The 23722-nt window shown below is 32.8% G+C and carries 22 protein-coding genes; 14 read left to right on the top strand and 8 right to left on the bottom strand.

Annotated features, from left to right (window positions below):
- Window positions 1–139 precede the first annotated feature (139 nt).
- The 3 genes from ACFPTQ_RS13645 to ACFPTQ_RS13655 all read left to right on the top strand — a co-directional run bounded on the left by ACFPTQ_RS13645 (window position 140) and on the right by ACFPTQ_RS13655 (window position 4846).
- Complete coding sequence (locus ACFPTQ_RS13645) at window positions 140–2443, top strand: TonB-dependent siderophore receptor (protein ID WP_379778101.1); 2304 nt, start codon at window positions 140–142, stop codon at window positions 2441–2443.
- Window positions 2444–2552: 109 nt separating this feature from the next.
- The gene (locus tag ACFPTQ_RS13650; RefSeq protein ID WP_379778103.1) at window positions 2553–3440 is read left to right on the top strand and encodes a dienelactone hydrolase family protein; all 888 of its coding nucleotides are present in this window, start codon (window positions 2553–2555) and stop codon (window positions 3438–3440) included.
- A 191-nt stretch (window positions 3441–3631) separates the two neighbouring features.
- Window positions 3632–4846, top strand: coding sequence for an RsmB/NOP family class I SAM-dependent RNA methyltransferase (locus ACFPTQ_RS13655; RefSeq protein WP_379778105.1), 1215 nt, complete (start codon window positions 3632–3634; stop codon window positions 4844–4846).
- Between the two features lie 113 nt (window positions 4847–4959).
- Here ACFPTQ_RS13655 and rho read toward each other — a convergent pair whose 3' ends face one another.
- Window positions 4960–6774 carry a transcription termination factor Rho gene (gene rho, locus ACFPTQ_RS13660; protein WP_379778107.1) on the bottom strand — a complete coding sequence of 605 codons (1815 nt, stop codon included), beginning with the start codon at window positions 6772–6774 and terminating at the stop codon, window positions 4960–4962.
- Between the two features lie 184 nt (window positions 6775–6958).
- On the opposite strand from rho, the gene ACFPTQ_RS13665 reads away from it, so the two are divergent.
- The 3 genes from ACFPTQ_RS13665 to ACFPTQ_RS13675 all read left to right on the top strand — a co-directional run bounded on the left by ACFPTQ_RS13665 (window position 6959) and on the right by ACFPTQ_RS13675 (window position 9853).
- Window positions 6959–7372 (top strand): DUF4293 domain-containing protein, encoded by a 414-nt coding sequence (locus ACFPTQ_RS13665; RefSeq protein WP_379778109.1) that lies wholly within the window; start codon window positions 6959–6961, stop codon window positions 7370–7372.
- A gap of 96 nt (window positions 7373–7468) precedes the next feature.
- Window positions 7469–8131, top strand: coding sequence for a response regulator (locus tag ACFPTQ_RS13670; RefSeq protein WP_379778111.1), 663 nt, complete (start codon window positions 7469–7471; stop codon window positions 8129–8131).
- 153 nt (window positions 8132–8284) lie between these two features.
- Window positions 8285–9853 carry an ATP-binding protein gene (locus ACFPTQ_RS13675; protein WP_379778113.1) on the top strand — a complete coding sequence of 523 codons (1569 nt, stop codon included), beginning with the start codon at window positions 8285–8287 and terminating at the stop codon, window positions 9851–9853.
- On the opposite strand, the gene ACFPTQ_RS13680 is transcribed toward ACFPTQ_RS13675, so the two are convergent.
- The gene (locus tag ACFPTQ_RS13680) at window positions 9854–10351 is read right to left on the bottom strand and encodes a metallophosphoesterase family protein (protein WP_379778115.1); all 498 of its coding nucleotides are present in this window, start codon (window positions 10349–10351) and stop codon (window positions 9854–9856) included. It abuts the gene before it with no gap.
- Window positions 10352–10470: 119 nt separating this feature from the next.
- Here ACFPTQ_RS13680 and truA point away from each other — a divergent pair, with 119 nt between their 5' ends.
- From truA to ACFPTQ_RS13700, 4 genes are all read left to right on the top strand, one after another.
- A complete protein-coding gene (gene truA / locus ACFPTQ_RS13685) occupies window positions 10471–11211 on the top strand; it encodes a tRNA pseudouridine(38-40) synthase TruA (protein ID WP_379778117.1) in 741 nt (246 codons plus the stop codon).
- An 89-nt stretch (window positions 11212–11300) separates the two neighbouring features.
- Window positions 11301–13055 carry an ABC transporter ATP-binding protein gene (locus ACFPTQ_RS13690; protein ID WP_379778119.1) on the top strand — a complete coding sequence of 585 codons (1755 nt, stop codon included), beginning with the start codon at window positions 11301–11303 and terminating at the stop codon, window positions 13053–13055.
- Window positions 13056–13061: 6 nt separating this feature from the next.
- A complete protein-coding gene (locus ACFPTQ_RS13695) occupies window positions 13062–13847 on the top strand; it encodes an ABC transporter ATP-binding protein (protein ID WP_379778121.1) in 786 nt (261 codons plus the stop codon).
- Window positions 13848–13972: 125 nt separating this feature from the next.
- Window positions 13973–14827, top strand: coding sequence for a hypothetical protein (locus tag ACFPTQ_RS13700; RefSeq protein ID WP_379778123.1), 855 nt, complete (start codon window positions 13973–13975; stop codon window positions 14825–14827).
- A 39-nt stretch (window positions 14828–14866) separates the two neighbouring features.
- Here ACFPTQ_RS13700 and ACFPTQ_RS13705 read toward each other — a convergent pair whose 3' ends face one another.
- The 5 genes from ACFPTQ_RS13705 to ACFPTQ_RS13725 all read right to left on the bottom strand — a co-directional run bounded on the left by ACFPTQ_RS13705 (window position 14867) and on the right by ACFPTQ_RS13725 (window position 18477).
- Window positions 14867–15334: a tRNA (cytidine(34)-2'-O)-methyltransferase gene (locus ACFPTQ_RS13705; protein ID WP_379778124.1), complete on the bottom strand. Its 468-nt coding sequence runs from the start codon at window positions 15332–15334 to the stop codon at window positions 14867–14869.
- Window positions 15335–15363: 29 nt separating this feature from the next.
- Entirely contained in the window at window positions 15364–15969 is a 606-nt protein-coding gene (locus ACFPTQ_RS13710; RefSeq protein WP_379778277.1) for a pseudouridine synthase, read from the bottom strand.
- 67 nt (window positions 15970–16036) lie between these two features.
- Window positions 16037–17419, bottom strand: coding sequence for an outer membrane beta-barrel protein (locus ACFPTQ_RS13715; protein ID WP_379778126.1), 1383 nt, complete (start codon window positions 17417–17419; stop codon window positions 16037–16039).
- A 41-nt stretch (window positions 17420–17460) separates the two neighbouring features.
- Window positions 17461–18012 carry an RNA polymerase sigma factor gene (locus tag ACFPTQ_RS13720; protein ID WP_379778127.1) on the bottom strand — a complete coding sequence of 184 codons (552 nt, stop codon included), beginning with the start codon at window positions 18010–18012 and terminating at the stop codon, window positions 17461–17463.
- A gap of 57 nt (window positions 18013–18069) precedes the next feature.
- On the bottom strand, window positions 18070–18477 hold the full coding sequence (locus tag ACFPTQ_RS13725; RefSeq protein WP_379778129.1) for a hypothetical protein: 408 nt from the start codon (window positions 18475–18477) through the stop codon (window positions 18070–18072).
- Window positions 18478–18628: 151 nt separating this feature from the next.
- On the opposite strand from ACFPTQ_RS13725, the gene rmuC reads away from it, so the two are divergent.
- Both rmuC and ACFPTQ_RS13735 read left to right on the top strand, forming a co-directional pair.
- Complete coding sequence (rmuC, locus tag ACFPTQ_RS13730; protein ID WP_379778131.1) at window positions 18629–19996, top strand: DNA recombination protein RmuC; 1368 nt, start codon at window positions 18629–18631, stop codon at window positions 19994–19996.
- A gap of 202 nt (window positions 19997–20198) precedes the next feature.
- Window positions 20199–20741 carry a YceI family protein gene (locus tag ACFPTQ_RS13735; RefSeq protein ID WP_379778133.1) on the top strand — a complete coding sequence of 181 codons (543 nt, stop codon included), beginning with the start codon at window positions 20199–20201 and terminating at the stop codon, window positions 20739–20741.
- A 1-nt stretch (window position 20742) separates the two neighbouring features.
- Here the strand turns inward: ACFPTQ_RS13735 and ACFPTQ_RS13740 are convergent, their stop codons facing one another.
- Window positions 20743–21657 carry a TIGR01777 family oxidoreductase gene (locus ACFPTQ_RS13740; protein ID WP_379778135.1) on the bottom strand — a complete coding sequence of 305 codons (915 nt, stop codon included), beginning with the start codon at window positions 21655–21657 and terminating at the stop codon, window positions 20743–20745.
- Window positions 21658–21763: 106 nt separating this feature from the next.
- On the opposite strand from ACFPTQ_RS13740, the gene ACFPTQ_RS13745 reads away from it, so the two are divergent.
- Window positions 21764–22423 carry a TetR family transcriptional regulator C-terminal domain-containing protein gene (locus tag ACFPTQ_RS13745; RefSeq protein ID WP_379778137.1) on the top strand — a complete coding sequence of 220 codons (660 nt, stop codon included), beginning with the start codon at window positions 21764–21766 and terminating at the stop codon, window positions 22421–22423.
- Window positions 22423–23721 carry an ABC1 kinase family protein gene (locus tag ACFPTQ_RS13750; RefSeq protein WP_379778139.1) on the top strand — a complete coding sequence of 433 codons (1299 nt, stop codon included), beginning with the start codon at window positions 22423–22425 and terminating at the stop codon, window positions 23719–23721. The genes ACFPTQ_RS13745 and ACFPTQ_RS13750 overlap by 1 nt, the downstream gene beginning before the upstream one ends.
- Window position 23722 lies beyond the last annotated feature (1 nt).

Here is a 23722-nt window from a genome sequence, read left to right on the forward strand (position 1 = left end):
CTTGCTTTAAAAAAATACCAACAACTTATAAAACTTTTGTTAATTTTTATTTTTATTTATTCTAAATAATTCTTGCGTAAACCATTTTTTGATTTTACATTTGCACTGTTATTTTAAATAAATCCAAATAAAGAACAAAATGAAAAGAATTTTACTGCCCACAATAGCATTATTATTTTCAATATCTAATCAAGCTCAAGAGATTGCTTCCGCTTTAAATTATAATACATCTGAAGTTACTGCAGATCCTCTTGACACCATCAAGAACAAAAAAGGACAAATCCTTAGAGAAGTTACCGTAACCGGAAACAAACCTCAAAAACCAGTTTCTGTTTCTAGAGCAGGAATAAAACCAATGGATTTACCACAAAGTGTTCAGGTTATCGATAATGAAATTATCACGCAACAACAAGCTATTCGTTTAAGTGATGTTATCAAAAATGCAAACGGTGTTTATGTAGGTTCTGCTCGTGGTGGCGCTCAAGAATCATTTTGGTCTAGAGGTTACGATATGACTGCCAACAATATGTTCAAAAATGGTTTCCGTTATAACGGTGGTTCAATTCCTGAAGTTTCATCATTAGAAAGAGTAGAATTTTTAAAAGGAGGTTCTGCCTTATTATTTGGAAATGTAGCTCCTGGAGGAATAATGAATTTAGTTACCAAAACTCCAAAATTTGAAAAAGGAGGAGAAATCAATATGCAGACAGGAAGTTATGATTACTACAAACCTTCTGTAGATTTTTACGGCCCTCTAAATAAATATATTGCCTATCGTTTTAATGGTTCGTATGAAAATGCAAAAAGCTTTAGAGATTATGTAAAAAACGAGCGTATATACTTTAACCCTTCGTTTTTATTCAATATTAGTGAAAAAACAAATATTACGGTTCAGGGAGATTACTTAAATGCTGATTGGACTCCCGATTTTGGAACAGGAATTATAGGAAAAGAAATCCTTAATTTACCACGTAGTGCTTATTATGGAGCACTTTGGTCAACTGGAAACACAAAAACGGCTAGTGCTTCAGCCTTACTTAATCATGATTTCAATAAAAACTGGAAATTAAGCTTTAATAGTTCATTTCAAAACTACAAAAGAACCCAAACCTCAACTTCTCAATTATCTAACTTAGACACTTACGCTACTCGCGGTGATTGGAAAAGAGGGTTGACTAGAAATCAAAACGAAGAAAAAATATTTGGAAATCAATTAAGTTTACAAGGATTTTTTAAAACTTGGGATATTAAACACCAAATTTTCACAGGTGTTGACTGGGAAAATTCATTAGCAACAAATTATACTTTCGGATTTTTCACAACCCCAACATCTGCTACTGCTGTTACAACAGAAAACACTTCAATAAATCTTTTTAATTACGACCCAAGCACACAAAGTAATGTAGTTCCCTATCCTTCAAGGGCAACAAAAATTGCTTATACAGACTCTCGTCGTTTCGGAGCTTACTTTCAAGACTTAATTTCATTAAATGATTATGTAAAAGTTTTAGCTGGTCTTCGTTGGTCTTGGATCGAATCAGAAACAACAAACTATTCTGAAACAGTTAATAAAACTCAAAACTCACTAACTACTTCTGTTTATGATGCAAAACCTACAATTGATCCTAAACGTTTAGACAATGCATTTTCACCAAAAGCAGGATTAGTAATCCAACCGACAAAAGACATCAGTATATTTGGAAGTTACTCTAACTCATTTACACCAAATACATCAGGAGTAACTGTTGATGGTAAAAACATAAAACCCTCAATAATTGACCAATTTGAAACAGGAATTAAAACCGATTTTTGGAGAGGTATATTAAGCACAAACGTAACTTTATATATCATTAAAAATAATAATTTAGTACAAACAGCTCCTTTTGAAGCTGATGGCGTGACTCCTAACAACAACACAAACATCAAAGTTATGAGTGGAGAAACGAAAAGTAAAGGAGTTGAAGTGGATGTAACTGCAAGACCATTAGATGGATTTAAAATCAATGCAGGTTATAGCTATAATGACATGAGATTTGGAGATATCCCGGTTGCACTTAACAACTCAATCAAAGGAGATCGAGTAGCCAGAACCCCTACTACTACGGCTAATTTAAGTTTCTTCTATACTGTGCCCGCAGGAAAATTTAAAGGAATTTCAGTAGGTGCAATTGGAAATTACATAGGAGACAGAATTGCTGGTTGGAACAATCGTTATATTGAAGACACGAATAATCCTGGAACTCTAATTGTCCAAGATAGAGAAGTGCCTGTTGGAGGTTATACTACAGTTGATGCTTCTGTAGGCTATGAGTGGAAAAAATTCTCTATCTTATGTAAATTATCTAATATTACAAACGAATTGAATTACACTGTACACGAAAATTACAGTGCTAACCCAATTGCTCCTCGTCAAGTAATGACTAGTATCAAATACAAATTCTAAAAGTATCAATTGATATTTTTTTTTTAAAGCTCCTTTTTAGGAGCTTTTTTTATTTAAAAGATGAATAATATGACTAAATTTAGGCAAATTGAAAACCAACTGTTAAATCATGAAAAAAATAACCAAAGAAGATATCAGTCAGGAAGTATTTGACTTATATGACGATTATGCACACAACAAAATTGAACGTCGACAATTTATAGAAAAACTTTCTGTTTTTGCAGTTGGCACACTTACGCTACCTTCGCTATTAAGTTTTATTACTCCTGATTATGTAAATTCAATTACCGTTCAACCTGAAGACCCAAGAATCATCTCCGACTATATCACCTATGATTCTCCCAAAGGAGGTGGAAAAATCAAAGGTTTACTTTCCAAACCGAGCAAAATCCGTAAAAAAATCCCAGGTGTTATTGTAGTGCATGAAAACCGTGGTCTAAATCCGTATATTGAGGATGTTGGTCGTCGATTAGCTGTGGATGGATTTATCAGTTTAGCTCCAGACGCTTTAACTCCACTTGGAGGTTACCCAGGCAACGACGATGCAGGTCGCGAACTTCAGAAAAAAAGAGACCGTTATGAAATGCTAGAAGATTTTATTGCTGCCTACTATTCCTTAAAAAATAATCCAGATTGTAATGGACATATAGGTGTTGTTGGATTTTGTTTTGGAGGATGGATAGCTAATCTAATGGCTGTAAAAATACCAACTTTAGGAGCTGCTGTCCCTTTTTATGGTGGACAACCTACCGCCGAGGAAGCCGAACAAATCAAAACGCCTTTATTATTACAATATGCAGGATTAGATACTCGAGTAAATGAGGGATGGTCAGCATTTGAAGCTATTTTAAAGAAAAACAATGTTCCAAACACCGCTCACATTTATCCAAATGTAAATCATGGTTTTCATAACAACACCACACCACGTTATGATGAAAAAACAGCCACATTAGCCTGGACTAGAACTATCGATTTTTTTAAAGAGAAATTAAAATAAAAAGAATAGGCAAATTTTATTTTTTTTACCGCAAATTCGAAATTAAGTTATTCAAATTTGTGGTATTTTTTAAAAAATTCAATCCAATAGGAAACTCAATTTTTCTCGTAAAATAAATCATTTTCGCAGATTTAAAAAATAAATTTACTTTCAAATCATTTAGTAGTACCTTTGCAGCTCAAATTATTAAAATGAGATTACACAGAAACTTAGTATATACTACCATTGATTCTCTAAATGCGATATTTAACGAAGGAGAATATGCCGATAAAGTAGTAGCAAGAGCACTAAAAAAAGACAAACGTTGGGGAAGTTCCGATAGAAAATTTGTTGCAGAAACTATCTACGAAATTGTTCGTTGGAAAAGACTATATGCCGAGATTGCCGAAGTTAAAGAACCTTTTGACAGAGACAATCTTTGGAGAATGTTTGCTGTTTGGGCAGTTTTAAGAGGTTACCCAATTCCTGATTGGCGTCAACTAGAAGGCACACCTGAAAGAAAAATTAAAGGGCGTTTTGACGAATTATCAAAAAACCGAGTTTTCAAAGAATCTATTCCAGACTGGATGGATGAGATAGGAGTTAAAGAATTAGGCGAAAAAGTGTGGGCAAAAGAAATTGCAGCTCAAAATCAACCCGCCAAAGTAATTCTTAGAACCAATACTCTAAAAACTACTAAAGAAAAACTAAGAGCCATTTTAATGGACTTAGACATTGAAACCGAATATCTAGATGACCAAGCAGATGCTTTGGTTTTAAAAGAACGTGCGAATGTTTTTTTAACAGATGCTTTTAAAGAAGGTTTGTTTGAAGTTCAGGATGCCAGTTCACAATTAGTTGCTCCATTCCTAGATGTAAAACCTGGAATGCGCGTTGTTGATACTTGTGCTGGTGCTGGTGGAAAAACCTTGCACATTGCTTCATTAATGGAAAATAAAGGCCAATTGATTGCAATGGATTTATATGAAAGTAAATTAAAACAATTAAAACTAAGAGCTAAAAGAAACGGCGTTTTCAATGTTGAGTACCGAATCATTGATACCACCAAAGTAATTAAAAAATTACACGAAAAAGCAGACCGTGTATTGATTGATGCTCCTTGTAGTGGTTTAGGTGTTTTGAAAAGAAATCCAGATGCCAAATGGAAATTGCAACCTGAGTTTATTGACAACATCCGTAAAGTTCAGGCAGAAGTTTTGGAAAACTATTCTAAAATTGTAAAACCAGGAGGAAAATTAGTTTACGCTACCTGTTCAGTACTTCCATCAGAAAATCAAGAACAAGTAGAACGTTTCTTAAAAACGGATATTGGAAAACAATTTACTTTTATCAAAGATCACAAAATATTAGCTTCGGAATCTGGTTTTGATGGATTCTATATGGCTTTGTTGGAGAGAAAGATATAGTTTTCAGCAGAAGGCAGAAGGCAATAAAAAAGGGATTTTCAGTTTGAAAATCCCTTTTTTTATCTTTATTTTAAAATTCCGAAATCTAAATTCTAAAATCTGCATTCTAAGAATTAGTCGTTCATAGAAATTAAAAACTCCTCGTTGTTTCTTGTTTTCTTGAATCTATCATTGATAAATTCCATTGCTTCAACTGGATTCATATCAGAAAGGTATTTTCTCATAATCCACATTCTTTGTAGTGTGTCTTTATCCAATAATAAATCATCTCTACGAGTACTTGATGAAGTCAAATCGATAGCTGGGAAAATACGTTTATTAGCAATTTTTCTATCCAATTGCAATTCCATGTTACCAGTTCCTTTGAACTCTTCGAAAATAACCTCATCCATTTTCGAACCTGTTTCTGTCAACGCAGTAGCAATAATACTTAACGAACCTCCTTTTTCAACATTACGAGCCGCTCCAAAGAAACGTTTTGGTTTTTGCAATGCATTAGCATCTACCCCACCACTTAATACTTTACCAGAAGCTGGCTGTACTGTATTATAAGCTCTTGCTAAACGCGTAATCGAGTCCAATAAGATTACTACATCATGACCACATTCTACCAATCGTTTAGATTTTTCAAGTACAATATTCGCAATTTTTACGTGTTCTTGTGGTTCTCTGTCAAAAGTGGAAGCAATTACTTCTCCACGTACCGAACGTTGCATATCTGTAACCTCCTCAGGACGCTCATCAATCAATAAAACAATTAGGTATACTTCAGGATGATTAGCCGCAATAGCATTTGCTATCTCTTTCAACAACATGGTTTTACCAGTTTTAGGTTGCGCCACAATCATACCACGTTGTCCTTTCCCTATTGGAGAAAACAAATCAATAATACGGGTTGAAATGGTACTTTGTCTTTCGGCTAATTTGAATTTTTCAGAAGGGAAAATTGGAGTTAAATGCTCGAATGAAATTCTGTCTCTAACCACTTGTGGATCATGTCCGTTGATTTTTAATACACGAACTAACGGGAAAAACTTCTCACCTTCTTTTGGAGGTCGTACCACTCCTTTTACGGTATCTCCAGTTTTTAATCCAAATAATCTAATTTGTGAAGTAGACAAATAAATATCATCGGGAGAAGCTAAATAATTATAATCGGAAGAACGTAAAAATCCGTAACCGTCAGGCATCATTTCCAGTACGCCTTCACTTTCGATGATTCCATCAAATTCAAAGTCAGCGTCTCTAAAATTATTGTTCTTTTTATTTTTAAAATTCTGATTTGGATTTGGATTAGAATTCTGGTTTTGGTTCTGGTTTTGGTTAGAATTCTGATTCTGTTTATTCTGGTTAGGATTAATTTTCTTTTGTGGTGCTGGAGCAGAAACCTCTGCATTTGCAACTACTTGAACAGCATCATCTGTTGAAGTTGATTCTGCAACAACAGGCGTTTCCGTTGAAACTTCTTTGTTTTCTTTATTCTTTTTTAAAGCAATTTTCTTTTCATAATTGGCTTTATTAAACTTTACAACCTTGGTTTTGCCTGTACTTTCACCTCCATTATTTTTTTCTTCTGCTTTTGTTTCTTGTACAATTTCGTTTTCGGTTGTTTCTATAGGAAAATCAAGTTTTCCTTCATTTATTTCTACTACGGCTGCTTCTGGCGCTACAGCAGTTACAGTCTTGTCTTTAGCAACTGTTTGTTTTTTTACAGGAGCAATACGAGTACGTTTAGGCTTATCTTCTGTTTCAGCAGCTATTGGTTTTTCATCAGCAACAGTAGTAGCTTCTAACGATTTTTGAAAATCCAAAATACTTGCAATTAAGGCTTCTTTTTTAACACCGTTGTATTTTATTGTTTTAGCAGCTTTAGCTATTTGTTGAAGCTCAGAAAGCTTCATTTCTTTTAATGCCGAAATATCAAACATGAATGTTTTATGAATTTAATTTAAAATGGGGAACCTTGAAAAATTAATAGGTGTATTTTTTTCTTTGAATTGACCGCAGTATGAAGTGCTTACGGTATTGTATTGCAATAATACGAATAAAAATTTAGCATACAATAGTATTTTAAAAAAAGAAAATATATTTTTGTAGAGCAATATTGATACTATGTTACAAAGAATCCAAACCGTATATTTACTTTTAGCTTTTGTTATAACAGGAGTTTTGCCATTTATTTTTCCATTATGGACATTAGAAGGTGGCAAAGTTTTTTTATTTATGCAAAATCAGCTTTATGTAGTTCTCTTTGGTCTAAGTACTACTTTATCAATTTTAAGCATTTTATCCTATAAAAAAAGACAAAATCAATTTGTTCTTGGCAGATTGAATATGATATTAAATTTGATTTTATTAGGATTGTTTTTATATCATTCACTAAATTTATCTGGAGAAACGCCAAAAGTTTCTGAGAAAGGTATTGGGATGTTTCTACCTATTTTTGCAATTGTTGCATTAGTTTTAGCTAATAAAGCAATCAAAAAGGATGAAGATCTTGTAAAATCTGTGGATCGATTGAGGTAAACCTATAAATTTTAATTTATTAGTGCGAAGGAAACCCGAATTTATATTCGGGTTTTTTTGTTTTATTTTTTTACATTTGACTATAAGAAACTTATTATGAAAAAAACAATACGAATTCATCTTGCCGACGACCACAAAGTACTAATTGATGGTATGCGAACTTTATTGAATTCGATTCCTAATTTCAATGTTGTTGGTTTTTCATTGAAAGGCACTACCCTTTATGAAGAGGTAACCAATAACGCTACTGATATATTAGTATTAGACATTAATATGCCTGAAAAAGATGGTATTGAAGTACTCAAAGAATTTTCAAAAAAAGGCTATCCTTGCAAAGTAATTGTTCTTTCTTCCTATGAAGACGTCAAAATAATCCAAGAAGTCATGAAATTAGGAGCTAGCGGTTATTTGACAAAACAATGCGCTGGCGAAAATATTGTTGAAGCCATACAAGTTGTCAATACTGGTGAAGAATACTTCTCTAATCAAGTTCGTGAAATCATATTCAATTCGGCAACCAAAAAAAATCCAAAATTAAATTCAACAACAATAAGCCCCGAATACCAATTAACGGGACGTGAAATAGAAATCATTACATTAATTGCTTTGGAATATAGTGGAAAAGAAATTTCTGAAAAACTTTTTATTAGCTCCAATACCGTTGAAACACATCGTAAAAACATACTCAAAAAACTTAACGCTAAAAACACAATTAGTTTGGTCAAATTTGCACTGAAAAACAACCTAATCAAACCTTAACTGCTAGCCTCTTTATCGTTTATGACGTTCAAAAAATGTTTTTATAGCTTTCTATTAGTACTCATTTGCTGCAGTACTAATTTACTGTATTCGCATACAGAAATAGAAGCTAAAAACGACATTAAGAACTTAATAAAAAAAGCAACCGACTTAATGAGGAATGAAAAATATGAAGAATCATTATTGTTAAGTCGTAAAATACTGAGTGATGCAATCGCAAAAAAAGATAATAATCTAATTGCTCTGAATTATAACACTATTGCTGCCAATTTTGACCAATTAGGTGAATATGAAAAAGCATTATTTTATTACAGAAAATCACTAATTTTTGCCAATAAAACCAACAACTCAGAACTTAAGAGCTGGCTGTATAACAACTTAGGAAACATTCATTGTTTTGACAAGAAAGAATTTGGTAAAGGAATCTATTACTACAAAAAATCATTACTATACAGTACTAGACTTGGTGATTCCTCGGAAATTTTCCTAACTAAATTCAACATCACTTGGGCTTATTTTGACATACGCAAATTCGAGCTTGGACAACCCTATTTAAATTATATCAATAAACACCATAAAAAAGATAGTGATTCATCGACGCTAGTTATAATCAACATGCTTAACGGTATGTATCAATCACATCTTAACAATATCGAAGCTGCTGAAACCTATTTTAAAAAAGCCATTGAACTTGGCCAAAAAGATAAAGACAAATCAGATCTATCTTATGCGCATCAAGAATATTCAAATTTCTTATTTAAAACAAAAAAATTCAAACAAGCCTACGAAAATTTGCATGCCTATAATAGCATCACAACTCAACTTAAAAATGAAGAACGATTAAAAAAATTGAATATTATAGGTGTTAATTTAGAAATTGACGAGTACAAAAGAGAAATTGATAACATTAAAATTGAATACAAAACCAATCACGAACTATTAATAGAAAAACAATCCAAAAACAAAATAATAAGTATTGTAATTATATCCATTTTACTTACCGTAATTATTCTTTCTTATTTGTATTTTCAAAACGTTCAACTTAAACAAAAAAATAAAATTCGAGATATAGAAAATAAAATTCAAGAAAACATTATTACCGCTACTATAAATGGACAAGAAATGGAAAGAAAAAAAATTGCTTCTTTCCTACATGATAATATCAGCGCATTACTTTCTTCTGCTTCCTTACATCTTAAGGTTTTTTCAACAAAAAACAACACTAATAGTGAAGAGATAACTAAAACAAAATCAATACTAATTCAAACGCATTATAAAATTCGTGATTTATCTCACCAACTTTTACCCTCTCTCTTAGTGCGTTTTGGTCTATTTCATGCGTTGAATGATTTGTGCGAAACCAACTCAAACTCCTCTTTACAATTTAATTTCAGCAACAATATTCCTGACGAAACACGATATAATGATGAATTTGAAATGAAAATGTATTTCATTGTTAGTGAATTAATAAACAACATCATTAAACATAGCCAAGCATCACGAGCCAAAATTGATCTAAAGGAAATAGATTCAAATCTGCATATTTTAGTAAAAGATAACGGAATTGGATTTGAAATCAAAAATTTCAGAACCATCGAAGGCTTTGGATTGAATCAAATTAGAGCAAGAATCAATACAATGGGAGGAAAATTTAGAATCATTTCTGAACCGACTAAGGGAACCACCATAAAAATTATAGTTCCTATCGAATATAATTTGTAATCAAACTCTTTTGCCTAGTTCAACAATTTCTAAATCCTTGATTTTATCAGCATCAATAGTAAATCGCAACATAGTTCGTACTTGATGAAAACCACTTTTACCACAGGCACCAGGATTCATGTGCAATAAATTGTGTTTTTTATCAAACATTACTTTTAAAATATGCGAATGCCCGCATATAAACAATTGTGGAGGATTACTGGCAATTTCCATTTTTATGGCGGGATTATATTTACCAGGATAACCACCAATATGTGTTATCCAAACAGAAACCCCTTCGCACATAAAACGATTATGTAATGGAAATTCTAATCGTGCCTGAGCATTATCAATGTTTCCATAAACAGCTCGCAGTGTTTTGAGTTTTTTAAGAGTATCTGTAACATTCAAATCACCTATATCGCCTGCATGCCAAACTTCATCTGCTTGTGCTACATATTTTAAAATTGCATCATCTATATGGCTGTGAGTATCCGAAAGTAACAGAATTTTTTTCATTAAAAAATAAATAAAAGGTCCCGAAAAAAACAAAGATACAGGACAGTATAAAACTTTTAAGCTTTTTACAACATAAAAACTTTGTACCTTTGAAATTCTGAAACTTTGAGATAAAAAACTTGAGATATTTTATAAAATTAGCCTACAACGGAAGTCTTTATCATGGCTGGCAAATACAGCCAAATGCCGCATCAGTTCAAGAAACCTTGAACAAAGCGTTATCTGTATTATTGCATTCGGATATAAGTTTAATGGGAGCAGGACGAACGGACACGGGTGTTCATGCTCGAGAAATGTATGCCCATTTTGATTTTGAGACCGTTTTTGACATCCCAAAATTAATTCATAAACTCAATTCTTATCTTCCTAAAGACATTGTAATATATACTATTTTCCAGGTAAATGAAGAAGCACACTGCCGTTTTGATGCAACTAAAAGAACTTATGAATATCACATCCATCTTTTTAAAGATGCTTTTTTACATGAACAAAGTTGGTATGTCAATCAATCTCTCGATATAGATTTGATGAACGAAGCAGCACAACTCCTTTTGAATTATACCGATTTTCAATGTTTTTCCAAAGTAAATACCGATGTAAACACTTTTGATTGCAGTATTTATGAAGCCTATTGGAAAAAGGAGTACAATAAGTTAATTTTCACCATTTCGGCCAATCGATTTTTAAGAAACATGGTTCGTGCTATCGTAGGCACTCTCGTAAATATAGGTTTACACAAAATTAATGTAGCCGATTTTATTCGTATTATTGAAAGTAAAAACAGAGAAAAAGCAGGATTTTCGGTTCCTGCACACGGATTGTATTTAACAAAAATAGTATATCCTTACATAGAGGATTAGTTCTTGGTAAATAGTCCTTTGCTTTCAGTGGCAAAATAGAAAAAAAGGACTATGAACTGAAAACGATGGATTAAGCACAAAATAAAGAAATGAAAGCAAAAGCATTCGATACACGATTATTCAAAAGAATATTACACTATACAAAACCTTACCAATGGCGTTTTAATGGCGTGGTGGTATTTGCCATTTCGTTATCCGTTTTTTCAGCTTTAAGACCGTATTTATTAAAGCAAACAGTGGATAGCTATATCCAAAAAGAAGATGCTTCTGGACTTTTACTTTACATCACATTGATGGGAATTGTATTGCTATTGGAGGTTTTCTCTCAATTTTATTTTGTGTATTGGGCTAACTGGTTAGGACAAGACATTGTAAAAGACATTCGTGTCAAATTGTTCAAACACATCCTGAGTTTTAGAATGAAATATTTTGACTTAGTTCCAGTAGGACAATTGGTAACCCGTTCGGTATCAGACATCGAATCAATTGCTCGAATTTTCAGTCAAGGTTTATTCATGATTATAAGTGACCTAATGAAAATGGTAGTTGTACTTATTTTTATGTTCTACATGAACTGGAAACTCACTTGGATCGTTATTGTTGCTATGCCTATTCTTGTGTATGTTACCCGTATTTTCCAACGCAAAATGCAAGTTGCTTTTGAGGAAGTACGCGCACAAATTGCCAATATGAATACCTTCGTACAAGAACGTGTTACAGGAATGAAAATCGTTCAATTATTTAATCGAGAAGAAATTGAATCGGAAAAATTTAAAATTATAAACGAAAAACATCAAAACGCCTGGATTAAAACCATTCTTTACAACTCCATCTTCTTCCCTATTGCCGATATTATTTCGTCGTTAACCTTAGGATGTGTGGTTTTGTATGGAGGTATCAAAATCATAAATGGCGATCATTTTACCACGTTTGGGGATTTGTTTTCATACACTATGTTTATCAGTTTACTTTTCAATCCTTTACGCCAAATTGCAGATAAATTCAATGAGATGCAACTCGGAATGATATCGGCAAATCGTGTTTTTGAAATTATCGATACGCAGGACCAAATTCAGGATAATGGAAACATTGAAGCACCAATATTTGATGGGAATATTACTTTCAAGGATGTTCGCTTTAGTTATATTGACAACGAAGAAGTCATTAAAGGCATTGATTTAAAAATTAATTCAGGAGAAACCATAGCAATTGTTGGTTCTACCGGTGCCGGAAAATCGACCATTATCAATTTATTGAATCGTTTTTACGAAATAAAAAGTGGTACTATTTGTATTGATAATGTCAACATCGAAGATTACACGTTGAGTTCACTCAGAAAACAAATTGCTATTGTACTGCAAGATGTATTTCTTTTTGCAGATACCATTTACAACAATATCACACTAAACAATCCCAATATTAGTAGAAAAGATGTTTACGCTGCTGCAAAAGAAATAGGTGTTCATGATTTTATTATGAGCTTACCTAACAATTATGATTTTGATGTAAAAGAACGCGGTGTGATGCTTTCTTCAGGTCAACGCCAATTGATAGCGTTTTTGAGAGCCTACGTAAGCAATCCAAGCATCTTAATTTTGGACGAAGCGACTTCTTCGATTGATACTTACTCAGAAGAATTAATTCAACGCGCTACCGAAACCATTACTAAAGGAAGAACTTCTATTGTTATTGCGCATAGACTGGCTACTATTGTAAATGCCGATAAAATTGTAGTAATGGACAAAGGTTTAATTGTTGAAGAAGGAACACATCAAGAACTAATTAACAAAGAATCCGGTTATTATAAAAACCTTTACGACTCTCAATTTTCATTAGCTGAATAATTCAAAATGAGTAATTCTAATCCCTTATTACAAGCAAAGCAAATTAGCATAGGTTATACCCATAAAAAAGGGACAAACCTTATCGCTGCTGATATAAACTTAACTTTAGAAAAAGGGAAACTCGTGTCTTTAATTGGTGCAAATGGGATTGGAAAATCAACTTTATTACGAACATTAACAGCTATTCAAAAACCAATTTCTGGAACTATCACATTAAACGGAAAAGACATTCATCATATGAATGCTTTGACTTTAGCCCAAAATCTAAGTTTGGTACTAACCGAAAAATTACCGCCCAGTAATCTTAGCGTATTCGAGCTGGTAGCACTGGGTAGACAACCTTATACAAACTGGATTGGGACTTTATCAGAGGAAGACATAAAAAAAGTAAATGACGCATTAACGCTTACGCAAATTGAACACTTAGCAACTAAAAGACATTTTGAAATTAGCGATGGTCAATTGCAAAAGGTTTTGGTAGCGAGAGCATTGGCTCAGGATACGCCACTAATTATCCTTGACGAACCAACAACACATTTGGATTTACTTCATAAGGTAGCACTGTTCAAACTGCTAAAAAAACTTAGCAATGAAACCCAAAAGTGCATTCTTTTTTCTACTCACGATATTGATTTGGCCATTCAATTGAGTGATGAAATGATCATTATGACTCCAGAAACCATCGTTCAGGATCAACCTTGTAATTTAATCTCTAAAGGTGTTTTTGCTACGCTTTTCAAAGATGAACATATTTCATTTGATGCGGAAAAAGGGCGCTTTATATTTTCCTAAAACAAAAAATTAAAAACACTGTTTTTCAACAATTTACAAAAAATAAATCGTACTTTTAATACTCTTTTTTTACCGCTCCAAAGCTAAACTTATCTACATCATTAAATAATTTAAAACTTTTAATCATGGAAAATTTGTTTACTCTGCCCAAAAAAATGATTGCCCTAGGAGCTCTTTTCTTTGTTTTTGCCTGTAGTTCAGACAATACAACAAATGATGATTTACAAAGTGATGCTACAGTATTACTGTCTGGAAAAATGAACACTGATAAACTTTCTATTTTTAAAGGTCCAGAAGTTCAATTTGGATACGGAAAAGTCCGATCCTGGATAAGTATTACCAAAAGTGGTACTCCGATAGAAATAGGGCTAGAAATGACTGCAGATGCTTTTAAAAATCTCACAGCTGAAAATGACAAAAAAATCCCAACTGACCATTCTACGATTATAATTCCATTACATTTGAAAGCAAAACAGCACACCCCTTTTAACCACATTGGTCTCAATTGGAATCGAGAAGGACACTTTCCTGAAGGTGTTTTTGATGTGCCACACTTTGACATGCATTTTTATATGATTTCGGTAGAAGATCAAATGGCAATTCCTAGTTGGTCTGCTGAAACAGATGCTGCTTTTAATAATTATCCTCCTGATGGATATATGCCCGCCGATTATTTTACTCCACCAGGTGATGCCACTGCCGAGCCTCAAATGGGGAAACACTGGTTACCTGTTAATTTACCAGACTTTTTACCTTTTTCCCAAATAATGATTTATGGATCATATGACGGAAAAGTAATTTTTGTAGAACCTATGATTACTTTAGACTATTTACTTTCTAATGTAGATAGCAGCACAAGCTATTCTCAGCCTGAACATTTCCAAAAAGCTGGAAATTACCCAACAAAATATAACATCTATCATAATCCTAACAACGGCAACACTTATATCACACTGAGTGAGTTTGTTTCCCGTGAATAGTAGAAAATAAACGAGGAAGCAAAAACACTTCCTCGTTTATTAAATTGTATTGATCAATCCTAATTGTCTTTTCGCTTCCCCCACAACAAAAGCGACTGAATTTGCGATATTAAAACTTCTGATTTTAGTAGACATTGGAATCTTCAATTGGTTTTCTTTTGCAAATAAACTCAAAAATTCTTTGCTCAAACCCACACTTTCTTTTCCAAAAACCAACCAATCTTCATCTTGAAATTCAATATCCAAATACGAATTCTCAGCATGGGAACTCATTAGGAAAACTCTGGATTTATCTGGAATTTGCTGCATCCATTCGGCTACATTTTGATATTCAGTTACGTCGAGATGCACCCAATAATCCAAGCCTGAACGCTTTAAATTTTTATCATTAATCACAAAACCAAAAGGATGAATTAAGTGTAACCTACTTTCGGTCCCTACACACAATCGTCCAATATTCCCTGTATTATTTGGTATTTCGGGTTCTACTAATACAATGTTTAACATCTCTTTATGGGTATTATATCTGATTACTATTATTTGTTTTTCAAATTGCCATTGTAATTTTCAGCATCATTAAGACCAAAGTGATCTACTTCTCGTACTTCTCCAGCTTGTAAATTTCCTAAAAGCACATTTCCTACCCTAACGCGTACTAATCGCAAAGTGGGAAATCCAACGGCTGCGGTCATTTTTCGCACCTGACGAAATTTACCTTCATTCACTGTAATGGAAGCCCAAGAAGTTGGACCATGACGTTCGTCTCGTATTTTTCTTCCTCGGAGACCAAAATCAGGAATTTCAGAAATCAATCTAGCTTCGCAAGGTTTAGTTTTGTATTTTCCGCCTTTAACACCTATCATTACTCCTTTTTTCAGTTCGTCTAGTGCTTCCTGATTTATTATGCCATCAACCTGAACATAATATTCCTTATCTACTTTTTTAGAACGAACTAATTCGCTCATCATTCCATCTGTAGTGAGTAATAATAAGCCTTCCGAATCTTCATCAAGCCGACCAATTGCCATTGTTCCTTCTGGAAAATCATACAATTCGCCCAAAAGTCGCTTTTTGCGTTTCAATTCGTAAATAAATTGACTTAAATAACCGTAGGGTTTATGAAGTATAAAATGTTGATGCAACATGTTTTGAAGAAAAATTTGCGCAAAAATACACAAATCAAAACAGTCTTAAGCGCTTTTGAAAGAATTAAAAAGAAATATTAAAACCAAAATTCAAAAGCATTTGAAATTGGTTAAAATTTTGATTTTGAACTGGCTGAGTATAAAAATTCATTCCTGGCTCTACAAAAACCCTGGTCTTCTTGTATAATTCATATTGTAATGTACTGCTTAATACAGTTCCAAAAACCGTTTCATTTACATCCGAATTTTTACCAATCGTAGTATTATCCAATGCCACTTTATTCGAAATTACTCTACCCACAAATCCACCCGTGTTTAGATTCAAACGAGCCTTCCCTTTGTTTAAAATTGAATACGAAATCTCCATTGGCATTTCAATGTATTGAACTCGTTGAGATAAATTACCGCTTTCATAAAATGTAGGACTAACATTCGATTTCTCAGAATTAGTATTAGCTGATACAAATATATAATTAGAGTTGGTAGTGATTCCTTGGTTATCATGCGAAGCAGCAGCATACGATAACTGATTGACATTTACTAGACTTTGAGAAGCGTTCAGATAGGATACATTAGCGACTTGCTGACCTAATTCACTTACTTTTAATCCCGTACTTACCGCCCATCTTTTATTCAGTTTATAATTGGTTTTCACACCATAATTATAACCTTTTTGAGACTCAATCGAATTCCCTAAGCTCTTTTGATTTTTTAAATTCTGCGAATTATTTATTCCTGCAAATAACTGGAGCGACCATCTATCCTCAACAGTGGATTTTTTCTCTTTCTTTTGGTTTTCATTGGCTAAAGCAGCCAAGGCATTTTGTTTCAAATCCTCTTTAGGGTTAATGGCGTTATTCGGATTTTCAGTTGCTGATTTTTCAACGACTGAATTTGGATTTTCTTGCACTAAAACTGGATTAGTAATCGTATTTATCTCCGAATGATTTTGCTGTTCTTTTTCAGCATTCAAAACTTTAGAACTTGTTGTTGCTGCCACTAATTGATGATGCGAATTAGGCGAAGTTATACTTCTAGACCCTTTTTGGGTTGATGAATGCGTTAGGCCTTCTTCAGCTTGATTATTATTTTCTTTGTTCGATTTTGGATAAACTATTTGATTATTTTGATTCTTATCTTCAGCTTGGATTTCTTGTTTTGGATTATTTTCTTCCAAAGATCTGGATTGATTAACTATCCCATTTTGAGGAGTAACTGGTAAAGGCATGCCATCAGTATGCTTTTCATTAGAAGATTGAAAATAAAAAGCGCCCAACAAACCAAGACCAACAATCAAACTTGCTGCCACTGACCACCAATAAGCAAAAGCTCTTTTCTTCTTTGGTTCCTCTAATTTTTCCTCAATTGCTTCCCATAAATCGCTTGGAGGATTTTTAGAAAAATCTTCCAAAGGAGCAATCAGTTTTTTGAAATCATCTTTTTCCATATGCTTTTAAAATTGTATTTCAGTGCGAAATTCAAAATTCATCATTCTCTTTTTAAAGCCAGTAAGGCCGTAAGTTTCTTTTTTAAATTACTTTTGGCTCTATTCAAATTAGACTTTGAAGTCCCTTCTGAAATATTTAAAGCAATTGCAATTTCTTTATGCTTCATTTTTTCAAAATAATACAGATTGAAAACCAATCGGTATTGATCTGGCAATTGCTGAATACATTCTAATAATTGTTCTTGAGGAATCGCATTACTGTCTAAATCATCTTCTTCCTCTATAACATCTTCTTGATACATTTCCTCAGCAAAAAGTACCTCTCTTTTTCTTTTGTTAAGCGTTTCTATTAATTTATTGATAAAAATACGTTTTAACCAACCTTCAAAACTCCCTTCAAATCGGTATTGACCCATTTTTTGAAAAGCGACCACAAAAGCTTCCTGAAAAACATCCTTTGCATCATCTTCATTTTTCATGTATTTTAAGCATAGACCATACAATACAGGAGCAAACAACTGATAAATTTTCTGTTGTCCTCCTCTATCATTTTCGATACATTTCTGAATATAATGGTCTATAGATTCTTTCAAAGAAAACGAATTAAAATAATTTAACGTAAACAAAATTAAGCATTCCTACCTATTTAATCATTTAGTATAGTTCAAAACATAACCGTCTACAAAATTGTCATGAATCCTCATTTCTGTATCATTTATTTTTTCAATAACATAATTCATAGCATTAAAACTTAATATAGGTTGGGGCTCACTATCAAATATACTTTTTCCTAGTTGGATGGTATAATCATAAGTTCCTGTTTCAATATTATCGGTAAAAACTGTCACCTTTTTATTCGTCCCAAAGACCAATTTGATTGTAACTCCAGTGTTTTCTGGGTTAATAATTTCATTACCCGCAATACCTCCTCTTGATTCCTTCCAATGCCAAGTACCCACGATAGACTGCTGGTTTAAAGCACCATCCTCATTTCTTATCGTACAATAAGAAAATAAAAAGAAAAAAAAGAAACCTAAAAACAGACTAACTCCTCTCATGCGACTACAGACTTGACATCATTAAGAGTATCAAATATGAAAAAGGTTGCGCAGCAAATTGTGAAAAAAATTCATGCATAGCCACCATAAAAAAAGACTATAAATCAGTAGTATTCTTTATTTTTGCTTACTTTACCTATAAAACTTACTTATGTTTAATATGCTCCCACTTTTAGTATCTTTTGTAATTACACTTGCAATAGGAATTTACATTGGAAAATTGCTTTTTTCTGCTCGTTTTCAATCCGAAAAAACAAGTTTAGAAGAAAAATTAATTGCACTCCATTCGCAAATTGAACAACTAAAAGAGCAATTCTCGAATGAAAAAATCAATTTCGAAAAACAATTAGCAGCAAGCAAGCAAGAAAAAGAAGCAATCCGAACTGAAAAAGACAGTCTGGCAATCCAACTTTCAAAAAAAGAAGTTGATTTTGATAATCTTTGGGAACGAAACAAAGAGCAAAAAGAAGAAGTAGAAAAACTTCAAGAAAAATTCACCAAAGAATTTGAAAATTTAGCCAACAAAATTCTAGACGAAAAGTCAAATAAATTTACTGAGCAGAATAAAGAAAACCTGAAAAACATCCTGACTCCACTTCAGGATAAAATTCAATTATTTGAAAAGAAAGTCGAAGACACCCACAAAGAAAGTATTGATTATCATGCGGCTTTACGCCAACAAATTTTAGGCTTACGCGAAATGAATATTCAAATGAGTAAAGAAACCCTGAATTTGACAAAAGCATTAAAAGGCGATAATAAAATGCAGGGAAATTGGGGCGAATTAGTCTTGGAACGTGTATTAGAAAAATCAGGTCTGGAAAAAGGACGTGAATACGAGGTACAACAAAGTTTTATGACTGAAGAAGGAAACCGTGTTATGCCCGATGTAGTTATCAATTTACCCGACGGCAAAAAAATGATCGTCGATTCTAAAGTTTCGTTAACGGCTTATGAAAAATACATCAATGAAGAGGAAGACGAAATTAAAAATTCGTTTTTGAAAGAACATGTTAATTCCATCAAACGTCATGTGGAGCAATTAGGGAATAAGAATTATCAGGATTTATACCAAATTGAAAGTCCTGATTTTGTATTGCTTTTTATCCCAATTGAACCTGCATTTGCCATTGCTTTGAACGAAGACACTTCATTGTACAATAAAGCTTTTGAAAAAAACATTGTTATTGTAACCCCTGCTACCCTCTTAGCTACTTTACGTACAATTGATAGCATGTGGACCAATCAAAAACAACAGGAAAATGCCTTAGAAATTGCCCGTCAAGCAGGTGCTTTATATGATAAATTTGAAGGATTTGTTGCCGATTTAATCAAGATAGGCAAAAAAATAGACGAAACTAAAGTCGAATATACTGGCGCTATGAATAAACTAGTTGATGGAAGCGGAAATCTAATTATCCGTGTTGAAAAACTGAAAAAAATGGGTGCCAAAGCAAAAAAAGCACTTCCTGAAAGCATCATCGCTAGAGCCAAAAAAGACGATAATTTCATCGAATAAAAGAAAGACTTTTTATTAAGCAATTAAAAATGTACAAGACTTTAATTGGTTCTACTTTTAAATTATAGGTGTTTACTTGTATTTACTTTTCATTCATAGATAAAAAACACTAAAACCCGACATCTAACTCCAAATTAAGTTAGATTTTATTAGGATTTTTTGACTTTTTTTTCTAACTTTAAGTAGAAAAGATAGACTAATCATGAAAAAAAATCTACTCCTTTTTTTGCTTTTTTTCAGTATTCCAATAGTAGCTCAACATAAAAAAACAGCAACTAATGGCACTATCTTTTTTGAGGCATCCGTACCTTTTTTTGAAGCCGTAGAAGCCAAAAACAATAAAGTCTACAGCGCAATTAACACCAAAAATGGAAGCATTTATTTTGAAGTCTACATCAGTCTTTTTCAATTTGAAAGAAGCTTAATGCAGGATCATTTCAATACTAATTATATGGAAAGCCATAAATTTCCAAAAGCCTATTTTAAAGGTGTTATAGAAAACTTTTCAATTAATGACTTAAGCACTTCACCAAACCAATATTACATTAAAGGACGAATTACGATACATGGTGTATCCAAATATATCCGAGTAACTGCTAGTGTATTCAAAACTGTTCAAAACGCAATTGTAATTCAATCCAAATTTGCTTTGAACACAGACGATTTCAAAATTGAAATTCCGTCATTAGTGAGTAACAAAATTTCTAAAACGGTAAATGTTACCTTATATACAAATTTTCACTAAATCATTTTGAGAGACAATCCTTTAGTGCTTCCTCAAGATTCGTATGAGTAAACTCAAAACCCAAGGAACGAATTTTAGCATTTAAAACTCTTCGGCCTGTTAGTAGCAATTTAGACATTTCACCTAATCCTAATCGAATTAAGAAAGCAGGTACATTAGGCAACCAAATCGAATAACCCAAAACTTTTGCCAATGTATTGGAAAAAACTTCATTCGTAGTATCATCAGTAATAGCAGCATTGTAAGGGCCAGACATCTTAGGATTACTAATCGCTTCTAAATACATTTTACACAAATCATCTATGTGTATCCAAGGCATATATTGCTTTCCTGAACCTAATGGAGCACCTAATTTCCATTTGAAAACAGGTGTTAATTTAGCCAATAAACCTTCGTTAGCTCCTAAAACTAAACCAGTTCGTAACATCACAGTTCTAATTCCTTTTTTTTCGAAAGGCCCAGCTGCGGCTTCCCATTTCTGACAAGTTAAACCTAAAAAGTCATAGGCCGCTTGCATCTCCTCATTACAAATAGCTCGGCCATTAATAGCTCCATAAATTCCCACTGCCGAAGCGGTAATAAAGGCTTCAATTTTTGTATTACTTTGCTGCAAAGTATCAAAAATCAATCGGGCAGAAAGTTCTCTACTAGACAAAATAGCTTCTTTCCTTTTATCCGTCCAACGTTTACCAGCAATATTCTCACCGGCTAGATGAATAATATAATCCGCTTTTAAGACAGACTCTTTTTCAATTATTTGTTTTTCAACATCCCAAGTATAATAACTAATAGCTGTTGATGATTGCTTTTTATTCCTACTCAAAACAGAAACAGAATACCCATTAGCAATTAATAATTTGGTTAATTGTTTACCTACAAAACCGGTTCCTCCGGTGATTAAAACATTTTTTTTCATGCTAAAGTTTGCTTTATATCAAATATACAAAATATTTTGTTTAACATTAACACAAAATAGTTAAACAATTTACTATCTTTATAATCGAATTTATAAACAGCATGACATGGCAACTAAGAAAACAAAAATTACAAGGGACAGTATTGTTTCAATGTATATGAATTACACCTTAGATCACAATGAAAAACCAAAATCGGTTTATCATTTTACAAAGCTGAATGGTTTCTCGGAAACTGAATTTTACAATTTCTTTGGTACACTAGAAAGTATCGAGAAAGACATTTACACTCTTTTTTTTGAAAAAACCATAGAATTATTGAATAAGGATGCTAATTATGAATCGTATGACATGAAAAGCAAACTATTGAGTTTTTATTTTACTTTTTTCGAATTATTAGCAGCAAACCGCAGTTATGTAACCATTAGTTTAAAAGAAAACAAAAACCAGTTAAAAAACCTTGTACAATTATCCAGTTTAAGAACCCATTTCAAGCAATTCATTGCTGAAATCACAACGGATGATGTTAGAATTAAACAAGAAAAAATCCAAGATATACAGGATAAAGCGATTCAAGAAACGGCTTGGGTACAATTTTTATTTACTTTAAAATTTTGGTTAGAAGACGGCTCTCCAAATTTTGAGAAAACCGATATTTATATTGAAAAATCAGTCAACCTTAGTTTTGAGTTAATGAATACAGGCCCTATCAATAGTCTGATTGACTTTGGGAAATTTATTTTTAAAGAAAAAATACAAAAAAACTAATGAAGACAATTGATTATATTCCAACTTCGAAAATTGAACGCGCCACAAAACTCGTTCAAACGGGAGCAAAAGTAGGGGTGAATTACCTGAAATACTACGGTGAAAAAATAGTAAATTCTGACTTAAGTCGGGATAAACTTAACGAAAGTAACGCCGAAGATATTTATGACGGACTAAAAAGCTTGAAAGGAAGCGCTCTAAAAGTGGCTCAAATGTTGAGTATGGATAAAAATTTCCTGCCTCAGGCTTATGTCGAAAAGTTTTCTTTGTCGCAATTTTCTGTTCCACCACTATCGGCACCATTGGTACTTAAAACCTTCAAATCTAATTTTGGTAAAACACCTTACGAAATCTTTGACGAATTCAATCCTAATTCGGTAAATGCGGCAAGTATTGGTCAGGTTCATTTGGCTGTAAAAAACAAGAAAAAACTAGCTATCAAAATTCAATATCCAGGAGTTGCTAATAGTATTTCATCTGATTTGGCTTTAGTAAAACCCATAGCCATCCGAATGTTTAATTTACAAGGAAAGGATTCTGATAAATATTTTAAAGAAGTTGAAGATAAATTAATTGAAGAAACCAATTATTTATTAGAACTCCAACAAAGTCAAGAAGTTGCTGAAGCCTGCAAAAAAATCAAGAACTTGGTTTTCCCAGCATACTACCCCGAATTTTCATCCGAAAAAATCATCACTATGGATTGGATGACGGGTGTACATTTATCAGAATTTAAAAATTCAGACCCCAAAATTGCGAACCAAATTGGTCAAGCCTTATGGGACTTTTATATGTACCAAATTCATATTTTACGAAAAGTACACGCGGATCCGCATCCAGGCAATTTTTTGATAAATGATCAAAACCAATTGGTAGCACTTGATTTTGGCTGTATGAAAAGCATACCAAATGATTTCTACATTCCTTATTTCGAATTGGTTAACCCAGAAGTAATAGAAAACAAGGAACTATTTAGAAAAAAATTATTTGAATTAGAAATTCTAAGAAACGATGACACTAAAGCTGAAATAAACTATTTCACGCAAATGTTTTACGACTTATTATCCTTATTCACTAAACCTTTTCAATCAGAATCATTCGATTTTTCAGATGAAGCGTTTTTTCAAAATATTGCTCAATTAGGAGAACGTTTTGCGAAAGACACCAATCTGAAAAAAATGAACGGGAATAGAGGTTCGAAACATTTTATTTATATGAATAGAACCTTTTTTGGGTTGTACCAACTCCTGTTTGATTTGAAAGCCAATATTATTGTAAACCAATATCAAAAATATTAAT

Origin of the sequence: Flavobacterium sp. GCM10022190 (genome assembly GCF_042656445.1) — a bacterium.
GTDB classification, from domain to species: Bacteria; Bacteroidota; Bacteroidia; order Flavobacteriales; family Flavobacteriaceae; genus Flavobacterium; species Flavobacterium nitratireducens.